This is a genomic window from Kitasatospora sp. NPDC089509, assembly GCF_044749365.1.
In the GTDB taxonomy this organism is placed as follows: domain Bacteria; phylum Actinomycetota; class Actinomycetes; order Streptomycetales; family Streptomycetaceae; genus Kitasatospora.
Map to the genome: position 1 here is coordinate 149722 of NZ_JBIVHS010000002.1, position 13360 is coordinate 163081.

A 13360-nucleotide genomic window follows, 5' to 3' on the forward strand; every position below is an offset into this window, starting at 1 on the left:
GCACCGGGCCGCCACGCGGACCAGAATGGAGTCATGCCAGAAGGTGACTCCATCTACCGCGTGGCGGCCCGGCTGCACGAGGCCCTCGCCGGCCGGCTGCTGACCAGCGCCGAGCTGCGGGTGCCCGCACACGCCACCGCCGCCCTCGCCGGGCGCCGGGTGCTGGAGGTCCGCCCGCGCGGCAAGCACCTGCTGACCCGCCTCGACGGCGGCCTCACCCTGCACACCCACCTGCGGATGGACGGCCACTGGGAGGTCTACCGCCCCGGCGAGCGGTGGACCGGCGGCCCCGCCCACCAGATCCGCGCCGTCCTCGGCACCGACCAGGGCACCGCCGTCGGCTACCGGCTGCCCGTCGTCGAACTGCTGCGCACCACCGACGAAGGCCGGGCCGTCGGCCACCTCGGCCCGGACCTGCTCGGCCCCGACTGGGACCCGGCCGAGGCCGTCCGCCGGCTCCTCGCCCGCCCCTCCCGGCCGCTCGTCGAGGCCCTGCTCGACCAGCGCAACCTGGCCGGGATCGGCAACGTCTACGCCAACGAACTGTGCTTCGTCGCGGGCGTCACCCCGTGGACCGAGGTCGGTCAAGTCCCGCACCCCGACCGGCTGGTGGAGCGCGCCCGGCAGATGCTGGAGGCCAACAAGCTGCGCCCCGGCCACATCACCACCGGCGACACCAGGCCCGGCTACCGGCACTGGGTCTACGGCCGGGCCGGGCGGCCCTGCCCGCGCTGCGTCACACCCGTGCTGACCGGACGCCAGGGCGAGGCGCCGCGCGACCGGGCGGTGTTCTGGTGCCCTTACTGCCAACGCGGACCGGCCCCGGGCGAGGCCCTCACGAACGCTCGACCAGGGCGGGGTGCCGGGGGTCGTCGACCCGGACGGTGAGGTCGGCGGCCTCGGCCGGCCCGGTCTCCGCCTCGTAGCGGCCGAAGGCGGGCAGCGTCCACTGCCGGTCGGCCGGGGTGCGGCGGGCCAGTGCGGCCGGGGTGAGCGCGAGATGGACGGTCAGCTCGAACGGCAGCCAGCGGCCCAGCAGCAGCGCACCGTCCAGCAACAGCACGCCACCGGGCGGGAGTTGGACGTACGGCGCGCGGGTCGAGCGGTCGGTGACCGGGTCCCGCAGCGAGGGCAGCACCCGGCCGCTGCCGCCCGGCTCCAGCGGGTCCAGCACCTCGCGGAGCAGGGCGCCGTCGTCCAGCCAGAGGTCGTGGAAGGCGTCGGCGTCCTGGTGGCCGTACTCCAGCCGGATCGAGGCCGGGCGCAGGAAGTCCGCGGCCGAGACCCGCAGCGTGGGGCGGCCGCGCAGCCGCAGCGGCTCCACCAGGGCGTCGGCGAGCAGCTCGGGGCGGGCGGGCCCGGCGCCGTCCACGGCGATCCGCAGCCGGCGCTCGCCGGCGCCGGGCAGCGCGGTGATCCGGTCGGCGAGCAGCTCGGCCAGCTTGTCGGGGGAGATCGGGTGTACCTGCACCAGGCCATCCTGCCGGTTGCGCGGGGTCCGTCGGAGGGGGCGGTCGGGGATCAGCCGAGCGGGAGGGCGTGCAGGACGTCGTCGTGTCCGGCGTAGAGGGAGGTCCGGTCGGTGGAGACGGTCCAGACGTCCCGGCCCGGGCCGGAGTCGCGGAAGGTCCAGACCGGTTCGCCGGTGGCGGCGTGGAGTGCGACGACCCCGCCGCTGGCCGGCCCCGGCACGTACAGCGTGTCGACGCCGTCGACGAACAGCGGGCGGCTGCGGGTGTCCAGCAGGAAGGGCAGCTTGCGGGACCAGAGCACCGCGCCGGTGGCCGTGTCGATGCAGGCCACGGTGCCGTCGTCGTGCGGGACGAACACCCGGGGGCCCGCCGCGACCGGTGGCATCGCCCGCCAGGACTCGCCCCGGGCGGGGGCGTGGGTCCAGCCCGGCCTGCCGTCGGGGCCCAGCAGGCGCACGCCGCCGGTGCCGTCCGGGACGAGGAGGTCCGGTCCGTTCGCGGTGCAGAAGGACAGGCCGTCCGCGGCGGGCGCGGTCCACAGTTCGCGTCCGGTGTCGGCGTCCCGGGCCACCAGCTCGGCGCGGTCGCCGGTCGTGCGGGAGCAGGCCAGCAGGTGGGGCGTGCTGCGGGTGGCGGCGGCGACCGGCTGATCCTGGTGGTCGGCGGTGACGGTCCACAGCAGGGCGCGGTCCGCGACGCGCAGGGCGAAGAGCCGGGTGCCCGGAACGGGGGCGTCGGCCCGGGGCAGCTGCCAGGTGGAGCCGTAGAGGACCCCGTTCTCCAGGCAGCGGAGCTGGACCTGGCCGGGCAGTTCCGCGGGCAGCGGCAGGCTCCAGTCGGCGGCGGGATCGGTGAGGTGGTGGGCGTCGAGGTGGCCCTTGGAGGCGGCGGTGAAGAACTGGTCGGGCCCGAACACGACGGTGGTGAGCGGTGGTTCGACGCCGGCCGGAAAGTCGGCGGGCCGCGGCGGGTCGAAGGCCACCAGCCGCCGGGGCTCACCGGTGGCCGGGTCGAGCACCTGCAGCCCGGCCTTGGACAGGAACACCGGGCGCTGCGGCAGGGTGACCATCCGCCCGATGGTCATCTGCTGCGGTCCCCGGTACGTCCACAGCGGTGTCGGCCCGGACAGCGCGGTCGGCTTCGGCTGCTCCGGGCCGGGCACCGTCCGGTCGTCGCCCGTCCGGCTCAGCGCCCACGCCGCCCCGCCGGCCGCCAGCACCCCGGCGCCGACCAGCAGACCGCGCCGGCTCGGCCGCCGCGGGCCGTCACCCTCGCCCCGGCCCCCGCCGAGCACGTCCGCGGACGCCTCGCCCGCGCCGTCCGCCTCCCCGTCCCACTCCCACGCGGACTCCCGCACGGGCCCCTCGGACGCCTTCACGCACTTCTCGCTTCCACCCCGGCGGCCCCGATGCCACCACCCGCCGGGAGGATATCGAACGGCGCTCGAACCATCGGGTGCCGTCGGTGTGGCGTCGGCCGGCCGGCTGTGGGGTTACCGGCCGCTGGGTGCGGCGGCTTCGGCCGGGGCCCGGGTGGGCTCCGCCTCGGTGTGGTGGTCCGGGAGGATCCGGTCGCGGAGCCGCAGGGCGCAGGCGACGGCGACGGCCAGGACGGCGAGGGCCAGGGTGAGCGCGGTGCGCAGGCCGTGGGCGTCGGCCAGTCGGCCGAGCAGGGGGGCGGCGAGGCCGCCGACCGACATGGCGAGTCCCAGGGTGAGTCCGGAGGCGGTGCCGGGCCGGGTGGGCAGGTAGTCCTGGGCGAGGGTCACCTGTGGGGCGAAGGGCAGGAACATGGCCAGTCCGAACGCCGTCGCGCCGATCACGGCGACCGTGGTGGAGGGGGCGAGGACCACGGCGGCCAGGGCGGGGACGGCCAGCAGGTAGCCGGTGCGGATCGGGGTCAGCCGTCCGCTGCGGTCGCCCAGCCAGCCGCCGAGCAGGGTGCCGGCCGCGCCGGCCAGGGTGAGCAGGGTGAGGGCGGTGGCGCCGAGCCCGGTCGAGCCGTGCAGGTCGCGCTGGATGTGCAGGGAGAGCATCGAGGTGACCGTCACATAGGGGATCGACCAGCCGATGATGGTCGCGACCAGGCGTCCGAAGGCCCGCCAGTCGTCGGGCTGCGCGCTCGTCGTGACGGTCCGGGGGACGGCCGTCGGTTGCGGATCGGGGCGCCGCTGCCGGGTCCGGAGGGCCCAGAGCACGGCCGTCACCAGGGCCGGGACGGCGAGCAGCCAGCCGCCGGCCAGGCCGTAGGAGCCGACCACCAGGGTGACCAGGGCCGGGGCGAGCGAGGCGCCCAGGGTGCCGCCGACCGAGAACAGGCTCATCGCGCGTTGGGAGCGTCCGCCGGCGGCCCGGGCCCGGTCGGTGGCGGGCGGGTGGTAGGCGGCGATGCCGATCCCGGCCAGGGCGGCGCAGAGCCAGGTGAGCGGGTAGCTGCCGGCCAGGGCCGCGCCGGTGATGCCCGCTGCGGCGGTGAGGAACCCGGCCGGGATGAGCCAGTCCCGGCGGCGGCGGTCGACCAGCAGGCCGAACAGCGGCTGGACCACGCTGGAGAGTCCGCCGGCGGCCAGCGCGATGCCGGAGACGGCGGTGTAGCTGTAGTGCCGTTCGGACATCAGGAACGGCAGCAGCGCGGGGACGGCGCCCTGGTAGAGGTCGTTGACGATGTGGGTGCCGGTCAGGAAGGCCAGCTGGCCGCGCTTCACCGGGCCACCTGCCCGGTCCGCGCCGACGCCCGGCGGGCCTGCTCCAGCAGGGCTTCCTGCCGGGCGGCGTGGTGATGCCAGGGCCGGGCCCGTTCCAGTTGGGCGCCGAGGGAGAGCAGCAGGCCCTCCTGGTGGTGCCGGGCGGTGAGCATCACGCCGATCGGCAGCCCGTCCGGTGTCCAGTGCAGCGGCAGGCTCATCGACGGTCGGCCGGTGAGGTTGGCCAGCGGGGTCCGCGGGGTCAGGGCGAGCATCCGGGTGAAGGTCCGTTCCGGGGAGTCCGGGTCGACCAGGGAGCCGACCGGCAGCGGAGGGGTGTCCGTGGTCGGGCTGAGCACCGCGTCGTAGCGGTCGTAGCGGTGGCAGACCGCACGGGCGGTGGCGGTCAGCGAGGCGGTCGCGGTGTACAGCCGGACGGCGTCGTGGGCGGAGCCGCGGGCGCGCAGCCAGCGGGTCAGCGGCAGCAGCAGTTCCTCCCGTTCGGGTGGGACCGGGACGGCGGCGGCCAGCACGCTCCACAGCACGGTGAAGTCGGGCAGGTACTCGTCCGGGTCGGTCGGCGGGGCCTCCTCGACGTGGTGGCCGAGGTCGAGGAGCAGTTCGGCGGTGCGCCGGCAGGCCAGTGCGGCCTCGGGGTGCCAGCCGTCGGCCGGCGGCAGGACGCCGATCCGCAGCGGGCCGGGTTCGCGTTCGGCGCAGGCCCGGAAGTGTCCGGCGGGGAGGGCGGGCAGGGTGCCGGCGTCGCCCGGGGTGCTGCCCGCCATCGCGTCCAGCAGCAGGGCGGCGTCCAGCACGGTCCGGGCCAGCGGGCCGGCGGTGGCCAGTCCGAAGGCGTCCGTGCCGGGGGCGGGGGTGACCCGGCCCCGGCTGGGCTTGAGGCCGACCACCCCGCAGCCGGCGGCGGGGATCCGGACCGAGCCGCCGCCGTCGCTGCCGAGGGCGCCGGCCGCCAGTCGGGCGGCGACCGAGACGGCGGCGCCGCCGCTGGAGCCGCCGGCGCCGAGGGCGGGGCCGTACGGGCTGCGGGCGGTGCCGTGCGCGGTCTCGGTGTAGGAGGAGCAGCCGAACTCGGCCGCGGTGGTGGTGCCCAGCAGGACGGCGCCGGCGGTCCGCAGGGCGCCGACCACGGTGGCGTCCGCCGGGGCGATCCGGTCGTCGAAGGCGGCGGAGCCGGCGGTGAACGGCAGGCCGCGGACCGGCCAGGTGTCCTTCACCGACAGCGGTACGCCGAGCAGCGGGGGCAGGCCGTCGCCGCCGTCGGTTCCGGTGGAGGCGAGCAGCAGGGCCTCGGCCGCCCGTGCGGTCCGGCCGGCGCCGGGGGCGTCGACCGTGCGGTAGGCCCCGAGCAGGCCGTCGAGCTCGGCGATCCGGTGCAGGTGGTGGTCGACCAGCTCGGTCGGTGAGACGGCGCGGGCGCGGACGGCTTCCGCCTGCTCGGCCAGCGTCAGGTCATGGAGGGCTGACATGGTTGTTCCGTTCTCCCAAGTCCTCAGGTCGTCAGGTTGTCTGAGGACTTCACCGTAGGGGGTGCACCGCCCGCCTGACAAGGTGAGGCTTGCCTAACTTCTCGCCCGCCGTTCGGTGCCGGAGGGGCGGGTGGGGTGCGAGGGCTCGCCTTGACACCGTTCGGGGGCGGACGTAGCAAGGGAGCATGCGCCATCCGCGGGTGACCGGCGGGGCCGCCGAGCCGGTCCGCGCGGCGGGCCCGGAAGCGGTGCCGGAGCCGAGCCCGGATCCGGGAGCGGAGACGGCCCCGGCGGCCCCGGCGGACCAAGCGGACCAGGCGGACCAGGCGGCCCGGGAGACCCAGGCGGTCCACGAGCGGGACGAGCTGCTGGCGGCGGCCGTCCGCCGGGTGCTCGGCTCCACCGGCGCGTACGCGGCGATGGTCTACCTGCGCTCCCGGGACCGGCGGTCGCTGGTGCTGCGCACCCTGGTCGGGGTGCCACTGTCGATCATCAGCCCGTTCCGCCGGGTCGCGGCCGCCGGGCCGCTGCCGGTCGCGGTCTGCTTCCGGACCGGACGGGCCGTCGCGCTCTCCGACTCCGAGGACACCATGCGGCGCTTCCCGCAGCTCGCCGTCGGACTGCCGTACGACTTCGTCTCGGTCTGCGTGCCGGTCGGCCACGGCGGGGAGCGGTACGGCGTGCTCAATGTGCTCTGGCCCGCCTCGGACGAGGGGGTGCCGGTCCGGGAGGGCGGCCGGCTGGACGCCGTTGCCGGTGAACTCGGCGCCGGGCTGGCCGAGTTGGCGGCCGACGGACGGATGGTGGAGCCGACCGGCGAGACCGCCGTGGTGGAGCTGCCGCCGCCGTCCGTGCCGACCACCCGGGTCGGGATGTTCGACTGGGACGTGGCCACCGGCGCGCTCGCCGCGGACGCCGGGTTCCGGGAGATCTTCGGCTTCGGACCCGGCGAGTTCGACGGCACGGTGGGCTGCCTGACCGGCCGGATCGCCCCCGGGGACGTCCCCGGCTTCCGCACCGCCGCCCGGACCGCCCTGGCGCACGGCGAGGTGCTGGCCGCCCGGGTGCGGGTGCTCGGGCCGGCCGGGCGCCCGTACCCGGTGGAACTGTGGGCCCGGGTCCCCGGCGCGATCTCCGACGGCCGGACCCACCTGGTCGGCGCCGTCCTGGACGTCCGGGCCGTCACCGCCGCCGCGGCCGCCGTCGAGCGGCTGCCCGAGGGCGTCCTCTCGCTCGACCCCGACGGGCTGGTCGGTTCGGTCAACCGGACCGCCGAGCAGCTCCTGCGGGCGACGGCGGCGGACCTGGTCGGCCACCACCTCTGGACGGTGCTGCCCTGGCTCGCCGACCCCTTCCACGAGAACCGCTACCGCGCCGCCCTGCTCTCCCAGCAGCCCACCGCCTTCCTGGCCGCCCGCCCGCCGGACGGCTGGCTGGCCTTCTCGCTCTACCCCGACCGGCACGGCGTCACCGCCCGGGTGATCGCCGCCGAGGCCCCGCCGGGCACCGCCGAACCGCCCGCCGCCGCGCCGCCCGCGGCCGCCACCGGCGTCGGCGGCACCCACCACCTGCTCCAGCTGGCCAGCGCGCTCACCGAGGCCGTCACCGTGCGCGACGTCTGCCGGGCGGTGGCCGAGGAGATCCTCCCGGCCTTCGGCGGCCAGGAACTCGCCATCTACGGGGTGCGCGAGCAGCGGCTGCACCTGGTCTCGCAGAGCGGCTACCCCGACGGCTTCCTGGACGGCTTCGAGGGCACCCCGCTCGACGCCCGCGTCCCCGGCGCCGAGGCGCTCAGCACCGGCACCCCGATCTTCTTCGAGTCGGTGCGCGACCTCGCCGCCGCCTACCCCGGCCTGGCCCTGGACGAGATGGGCGCCTGGGCCTTCCTGCCGCTGATCGCCTCCGGCCGACCGGTCGGCAGCTGCATCCTCGGCTTCGACCGGGCGCACCCCTTCACCGTCGAGGAGCGCGGCCTGCTCACCGGCCTCGGCGGCTTCATCGCCCAGGCGCTGGAGCGCGCCCGGCTCTACGACGCCGAGTTCGCCCTGGCCCGCGGCCTCCAGCAGGCCCTGCTGCCGCACCGGCTCCCGCAGGTGCCCGGCCTGCGCACCGCCGCCCGCTACCTGCCCGGCACCCAGGGCATGGAGATCGGCGGCGACTGGTACGACGCCATCCTCACCGGCGCCGACCTCACCCTGGTGATCGGCGACGTCGAGGGCCACAGCGTCGCCGCCGCCGCCGCGATGGGCCAACTGCGCAGCGCCGTACGGGCGTTCGCCAGCGGCGGTGAACCGCCCGACCAGGTGCTCGCCCGCACCAACCGACTGCTGCTGGACCTCGACCCCGGGCTGCTGGCCAGCTGCTGCCTGGTCCGGCTCACCCCCGCCGACGGCACCGTGCGGATCGGCCGGGCCGGGCACCTGCCGCCGGTGCTGCGCCACCCGGACGGGCGGGCCGAGGCGCTGTACGTCCCGGGCGGGCCGCTGCTGGGCGTGGACGAGGGCGCCGCGTACCCGGTCAGCGAGCTGCGGTTGCGGCCCGGCTCGCTGCTCGCCCTCTACACCGACGGGCTGGTGGAGGACCCTGCGCTGGCCATCGACCAGGGGGTGGACCGGCTGCGGGCGGCGCTGGCGCACGGCCGGGCGGGGGAGACGCTGGAGGAGCTCGCCGAGCGGCTGCTGCGCGAGGTCGGCTCGACCGGGCGGGTGGACGACGTGGCGCTGCTGCTCACCGCGTTCCGCTAGGCCCCGGAGCTCTGGCCCGGAGCCAGGGCCCAGGGACTCCTGGAGCGGCGACTTTCGTCGGCTCGGGCGGCGACGAAGGGTGACCGCGCGGGTGCGGGGCACCCGGTTAGCCTCGACGGGTGGAAGCAATCGCACAGGCCTGGTCGAAGGCGGTACGGACGGCGCTGCCGGGGCCCTGGCGGCCCCGGCGGGTGGTGGGCGAGGCGGTGCTGGCCCTGCTGATGGGCCTGTTCGCGGGCCTGCTGGAGATGGTCGCCGGGACCGGTCTGGAGGTGCCCTTCGGGCTCGCGGTCGCCGGGCTGTGGGTGCTGCGCCGCGGGTTCCCGGCCACCGTACTGCTGCTGACCGGGGTGATCGCGGGCTGGTCGATCGGGCCGCTGCCGCTGCTGGTCTGTGCGGGCTGGGTGGCCGGGGCGCGGATCAGCCGGGTCCGGCGGCTGGTCGGCGCCTTCGTGCTGAGCTTCCTGCTGTTCGGTGTGTTCGGGGCTCTGAAGGACGGATTCACCTTCTCGCCCAAGCTGATCATCGGACTCTCGCTCGGCGTCTATCTGGTCTTCGCCGTCCTGCCCGCGCTGTACGGCCGCTACCGGGCGCAGCGCCGGGCGCTGCTGGACGCGCTGCGCGAGCGCAACGACCAGCTGGTGCGCGAGCGGGCGATGGTGGTGCACCAGGCCCGGCTGCGGGAGCGGCACCGGATCGCCCAGGACATGCACGACAGCCTGGGCCACCAGCTCGCGCTGATCTCGGTGCACTCGGGTGCGCTGGAGGTGGACCGCACCCTCAGCGACCGGCAGCGGGAGGCGGTCGGGGTGCTGCGGCAGGCGGCGGTCGCGGCGATGCGCGAGCTGCGCGAGGTGGTCGGGGTGCTGCACGACGAGTCGACGGCGCTGCCGCCGGTGGTCGGCAGCCCCGGTCCGGCGCCGGCCCGCGGCGGGGTGGACGGGGTCGAGGGGCTGGTGGAGTCCTCCCGGGGGGCCGGTGCGCGGGTGGAGTTCCGCACCGAGGGCGAGCGGCGACCGCTGGCGGCGGCGGTCGACCACGCGGCGTACCGGATCGTGCAGGAGGCGCTCACCAATGCGCACAAGCACGCCCCCGGCGCGCCGATCGCGGTCGCGCTCCGGTACGAGCCGGACGCGCTGGTGGTGGAGGTGACCAATCCCCGCGCGCCGGAGCTGGTGGGCGCGCACGCCGGCGCGGGTGCGGTGGTGAGCGGCGGGCAGGGGCTGACCGGCCTGCGGGAGCGCGCCCGGCTCGTCGGCGGCATGGTGCACGCCGGGCCGACGCCCGAGCAGGGCTTCCGGCTGGCCGCCGTCCTCCCGTACGAGGGGGCGGAGGCCGAGGGCGCCGCCGCGCTGCTGGCCGAGGACGACTGGGTGCTCGGCGGCGCCTCGCCGCCCGGCGACGCGGACACCGGTCCGCGCCGCCCGGCGCTCGGCTGCGCGGCCGGGGTGGTCGCGGTGACGCTGATCGTGGCGGGCCTGGTGGCCTGGGGCGTGGTGGCCTTCGTCCGGGGCGCCAGTGACTCGATGGTGCAGCAGTCGGTCTACGACCAGATCCAGGTCGGCGAGTCGAGGTCCGAGGTGATGCACCGGCTGCCGCCCGGCAACGACTTCTTCACCTCCGACTTCCGGGACGCCGGTCCGCCGAAGCCGGAGGGCGCGTACTGCCGCTGGTACACGCTGGCGAAGGGCGGGACCGGCGACTCCTGGCCGGACGACCACGTGGCGCGGTTCTGCTTCAAGGGCGGGGTGCTGGTGGACAAGGTGGAGTACGTCGCCAAGGGCTGAGGCCGGCCCGTCCGGCGAGGTGGGGGGCTCGGCGGGAGGCGGACCGGCCGGGATGTGAGGATGGTGTCCCGGCCGTGGCGCCGTCCTGCCGCCCGCCGCACCGTTCGAGGGGAATGACCAGCGTGATCCGAGTCCTCGTCGCCGACGACGAGCCGCTCATCCGGGCCGGGATCAGGATGATCCTCGGCTCGGCCGACGACATCGAGGTGGTCGGGGAGGCCGCCGACGGTCGGGAGGCGCTGGAGCTGGCCCGGGCGCACCGGGTGGACGTCGTGCTGCTGGACATCCAGATGCCGGTGATGGACGGGCTCACGGCGCTGGGGGAGCTCGGCAGGGTCGCGCCCGGCGCGCGGGCGATCATCCTCACCACCTTCGGGGAGCGCGAGAACGTCCTGCGCGCCGTGACCGAGGGCGGCGCCGGGTTCCTGCTCAAGGACACCGCGCCGAACGAGCTGATCCAGGCCGTCCGGGCGGCGGCCGGCGGGAACGCCTTCCTCTCCCCGGCCGCCACCCGGCACATCGTCGACTCGCTGGCCGCCGGGCGCAGCGGCTCGGCGGCCGCCCGCGGCGCGGTGGCCCGGCGCCGGCTGGAGGTGCTCACCGGGCGCGAGCTGGAGGTGCTGGCACTGCTCGGGGAGGGCCTGTCCAACGCGGACGCGGGGGCCCGGATCCACATGAGCGAGGCGACGGTGAAGACCTACGTCAGCCGGATCCTGGCCAAGCTGGGCTGCGAGAACCGGGTCCAGGCGGCGCTGCTGGCGCGGGACGCGGAGCTCGGCGGCGGCAACTGAGCGCGTTTCTTCGATGACCGAACGTGTTTGGCGTGGCGGATGCCACTGAACTGCCGTCGTGAATCGGGAACTCCGGATGCGGTGGTGACGGTCCGTCATGTTCCGACTGCGGACCGTCGATGGTGTGCGGGAGTTCACGAATGGACAGATGTGAGCGCGGGCACGGGAATTGATCGTTCGATCTTTAAAATGCGGTCAAACCTGGTCGAACCGGGCAGCGTTTCTTGATCGATACCGCCGGTAACAGTCAACTGACCTGCGAAGACCAAGAATTGCTTGCTGCGCCCAGGACATGCCCCTAGCTTTCTTGGCGGCGCAACGAGCGCCACCCGGGTTCACCCCGACGCACGGCCCGCCGACTGACCCCCGGCGCGAGGGCGGTGCCCGCCGACGAGACCGGCTCGAACGAGGCCGTCGGCGAGTGGTGGTGACCGCGGCGGCACGGCACGTCCGACACGTGGCCGGCCGCCCGACGAGTGCGGTGAGCGCGACCGACCGGCCCCTGATACGGGCCTGGTTCCGCTTGCCCGCCCGGGGCTTGTCGAGAGGACATTCATGACTTCCCGTCACGAGAACGCCGCTGCCACCGACACCACCGCCACCGTCAAGCGTCACCGCCTGAGGATGGCGGTCGTCGCGGGCGCCGCCGTCGCGGCCCTGCCGGTGGCCGGCCTCGTCACGGCCACCTCGGCCTCCGCCGCACCCTCCTCGGCCTGGGACGCGGTCGCCCAGTGCGAGAGCGGCGGCAACTGGAGCATCAGCAACGGCAACGGCTTCCACGGTGGACTGCAGTTCACCCCCTCCACCTGGGCCGCGTACGGCGGAACCGCGTACGCTCCCCAGGCCAACCAGGCGACCAGGGCGCAGCAGATCGCCGTCGCCGAGAAGGTGCTCGCCTCGCAGGGGCCGGGCGCCTGGCCCGTCTGCTCCCGGAAGGCGGGCCTGAGCAAGGGCGGGGCCCCGGCCGCCGTCGACACCTCGGCGGGTTCGGGCTCCTCGGACAGCAAGCCGGCCAAGCCCGCCAAGCCGGCCCAGCGGGCGGCCAAGGCCGCTCCGAAGGCCCCGCAGGGCGCGAAGGCGGCCCCGCAGGCCGCGCCGAAGGCGAAGCCGCACGCCGCGGAGGCCCCGCAGGGCCGTCCGTCCGCCAAGCCGGCGCAGTCCGCTCCGGCGTCCGAGCAGAACACCTCGGGGGGCAGCTACACCGTCCGCAGCGGTGACACGCTGAGCGACATCGCGGCCAAGTTCGGCGTCGACACCGACGGCCTGTACGGCAAGAACGCCCGTACGATCGGCGCCGACCCGGATCTGATCTTCCCGGGCCAGACGCTGACCGTCTGACGGTCGGGCCGTCTGACGGTCGGGCCGGCCGGCGATCGGACCGGCTGGCGGTCAGACCGGTTGGCGATCAGGACATCAGGTGATCCGAACGACTGATCAGCCGCCCCCGGCGTGATCCGGCGGCCACCCCTGCGCGGGGTGGCCGCTCCGCGCGTTCGGCGGCCCTCCTCGGCCGGTCTCCCGCGCCGGTAGGGTCGCCTGATGGTCCGACTGATCAGTGACAGCGAGCTCACCGCCTCCGACGTGGTGGCCAACCGCACGATGAACCGCGAACGCGGCCTCAGCGGGGTGAACAGCTACGCCCGCGAGCTCGGCTTCGACCCGGCCGCCTGGCTGCGGGAGCACGGCGGGACCGGACCGGCCTGGTTGGACCTGTGCAGCGGGGAGGGCCGGGCACTCACCGAGGCCGCCCGACTGCTGCCGGCCGGCGCCGAACTGACCGGCGTCGACCTGGTCGGCCCGCTGGGATCCGTCCTCGGCCGGCCCCCGGGCGCGGGGGTGCAGCTGGTGACGGCGGCGCTCGCCGACTGGGCGCCCGAGCGGTCGTACCACCTGATCACCTGTGTGCACGGCCTGCACTACCTCGGCGACCAGCTCGGCGCGATCGCCCGCGCCGCCTCCTGGCTGACCCCGGACGGCCGGTTCGCCGCCCACTTCGACCCCGAGTCGGTTCGCCGCCCCGACGGCACCGGCCTGGCGCGGGCGGTGGTGGCGGCGCTGCGGGCGGCCGGGTTCGAGTACCGGTCGCGTCGCCACCTGCTGCTCCTGGACGGCGGTCGGCCGGTCGAGCTGCCCTTCGACTACGCGGGCGCCGATCCGTCGGCCGGGCCGAACTGGACCGGGCAGCCGGCGGTCGGGTCGTACTACGGAGTGCGGGAGCGCGCGGCGGGGGCGCCCGCGGGGTGATCGAAGCCGAGGAGCCGAGGTGTAGTTGAAGATTGAACGCAACGTCCGAATACCGCCGGAGTTGTCAGGCCTCCCGGACCAGGATCGACACGCACACCGAGAGCGGAACCCCGACCGGCGGACCGGCCGGGGCGCGATCGGAACACCTGGAC

General features: G+C 75.8%; 10 protein-coding genes. 6 read left to right on the forward strand and 4 right to left on the reverse strand.

Annotated features, from left to right (window positions below; all coding sequences use genetic code 11):
- Nucleotides 1–33 precede the first annotated feature (33 nt).
- Nucleotides 34–888: a DNA-formamidopyrimidine glycosylase family protein gene (locus tag ACIP4P_RS04255; RefSeq protein WP_400914603.1), complete on the forward strand. Its 855-nt coding sequence runs from the start codon at nucleotides 34–36 to the stop codon at nucleotides 886–888.
- Here ACIP4P_RS04255 and ACIP4P_RS04260 read toward each other — a convergent pair.
- From ACIP4P_RS04260 to ACIP4P_RS04275, 4 genes are all read right to left on the reverse strand, one after another.
- Entirely contained in the window at nucleotides 836–1471 is a 636-nt protein-coding gene (locus ACIP4P_RS04260; protein WP_400914606.1) for a uridine kinase, read from the reverse strand. The two genes, ACIP4P_RS04255 and ACIP4P_RS04260, sit on opposite strands and share 53 nt — an antisense overlap.
- A 50-nt stretch (nucleotides 1472–1521) precedes the next feature.
- Nucleotides 1522–2829: a PQQ-binding-like beta-propeller repeat protein gene (locus ACIP4P_RS04265; RefSeq protein WP_400914608.1), complete on the reverse strand. Its 1308-nt coding sequence runs from the start codon at nucleotides 2827–2829 to the stop codon at nucleotides 1522–1524.
- Between the two features lie 135 nt (nucleotides 2830–2964).
- A complete protein-coding gene (locus tag ACIP4P_RS04270; protein ID WP_400914610.1) occupies nucleotides 2965–4176 on the reverse strand; it encodes an MFS transporter in 1212 nt (403 codons plus the stop codon).
- Complete coding sequence (locus tag ACIP4P_RS04275) at nucleotides 4173–5642, reverse strand: amidase (RefSeq protein ID WP_400914612.1); 1470 nt, start codon at nucleotides 5640–5642, stop codon at nucleotides 4173–4175. The genes ACIP4P_RS04270 and ACIP4P_RS04275 overlap by 4 nt, the downstream gene beginning before the upstream one ends.
- Nucleotides 5643–5827: 185 nt before the next feature.
- Between ACIP4P_RS04275 and ACIP4P_RS04280 the strand changes: the two genes are divergently transcribed.
- The 5 genes from ACIP4P_RS04280 to ACIP4P_RS04300 all read left to right on the forward strand — a co-directional run bounded on the left by ACIP4P_RS04280 (nucleotide 5828) and on the right by ACIP4P_RS04300 (nucleotide 13208).
- Complete coding sequence (locus ACIP4P_RS04280; RefSeq protein ID WP_400914614.1) at nucleotides 5828–8386, forward strand: SpoIIE family protein phosphatase; 2559 nt, start codon at nucleotides 5828–5830, stop codon at nucleotides 8384–8386.
- Between the two features lie 119 nt (nucleotides 8387–8505).
- Nucleotides 8506–10173, forward strand: a complete 1668-nt coding sequence (locus tag ACIP4P_RS04285; RefSeq protein WP_400914616.1) for a sensor histidine kinase — start codon at nucleotides 8506–8508, stop codon at nucleotides 10171–10173.
- A 122-nt stretch (nucleotides 10174–10295) separates the two neighbouring features.
- Nucleotides 10296–10964, forward strand: coding sequence for a response regulator (locus ACIP4P_RS04290; protein ID WP_400915339.1), 669 nt, complete (start codon nucleotides 10296–10298; stop codon nucleotides 10962–10964).
- Between the two features lie 555 nt (nucleotides 10965–11519).
- Entirely contained in the window at nucleotides 11520–12302 is a 783-nt protein-coding gene (locus tag ACIP4P_RS04295) for a transglycosylase family protein (RefSeq protein WP_400914618.1), read from the forward strand.
- A 201-nt stretch (nucleotides 12303–12503) separates the two neighbouring features.
- Nucleotides 12504–13208 carry a class I SAM-dependent methyltransferase gene (locus ACIP4P_RS04300; RefSeq protein ID WP_400914620.1) on the forward strand — a complete coding sequence of 235 codons (705 nt, stop codon included), beginning with the start codon at nucleotides 12504–12506 and terminating at the stop codon, nucleotides 13206–13208.
- Nucleotides 13209–13360 lie beyond the last annotated feature (152 nt).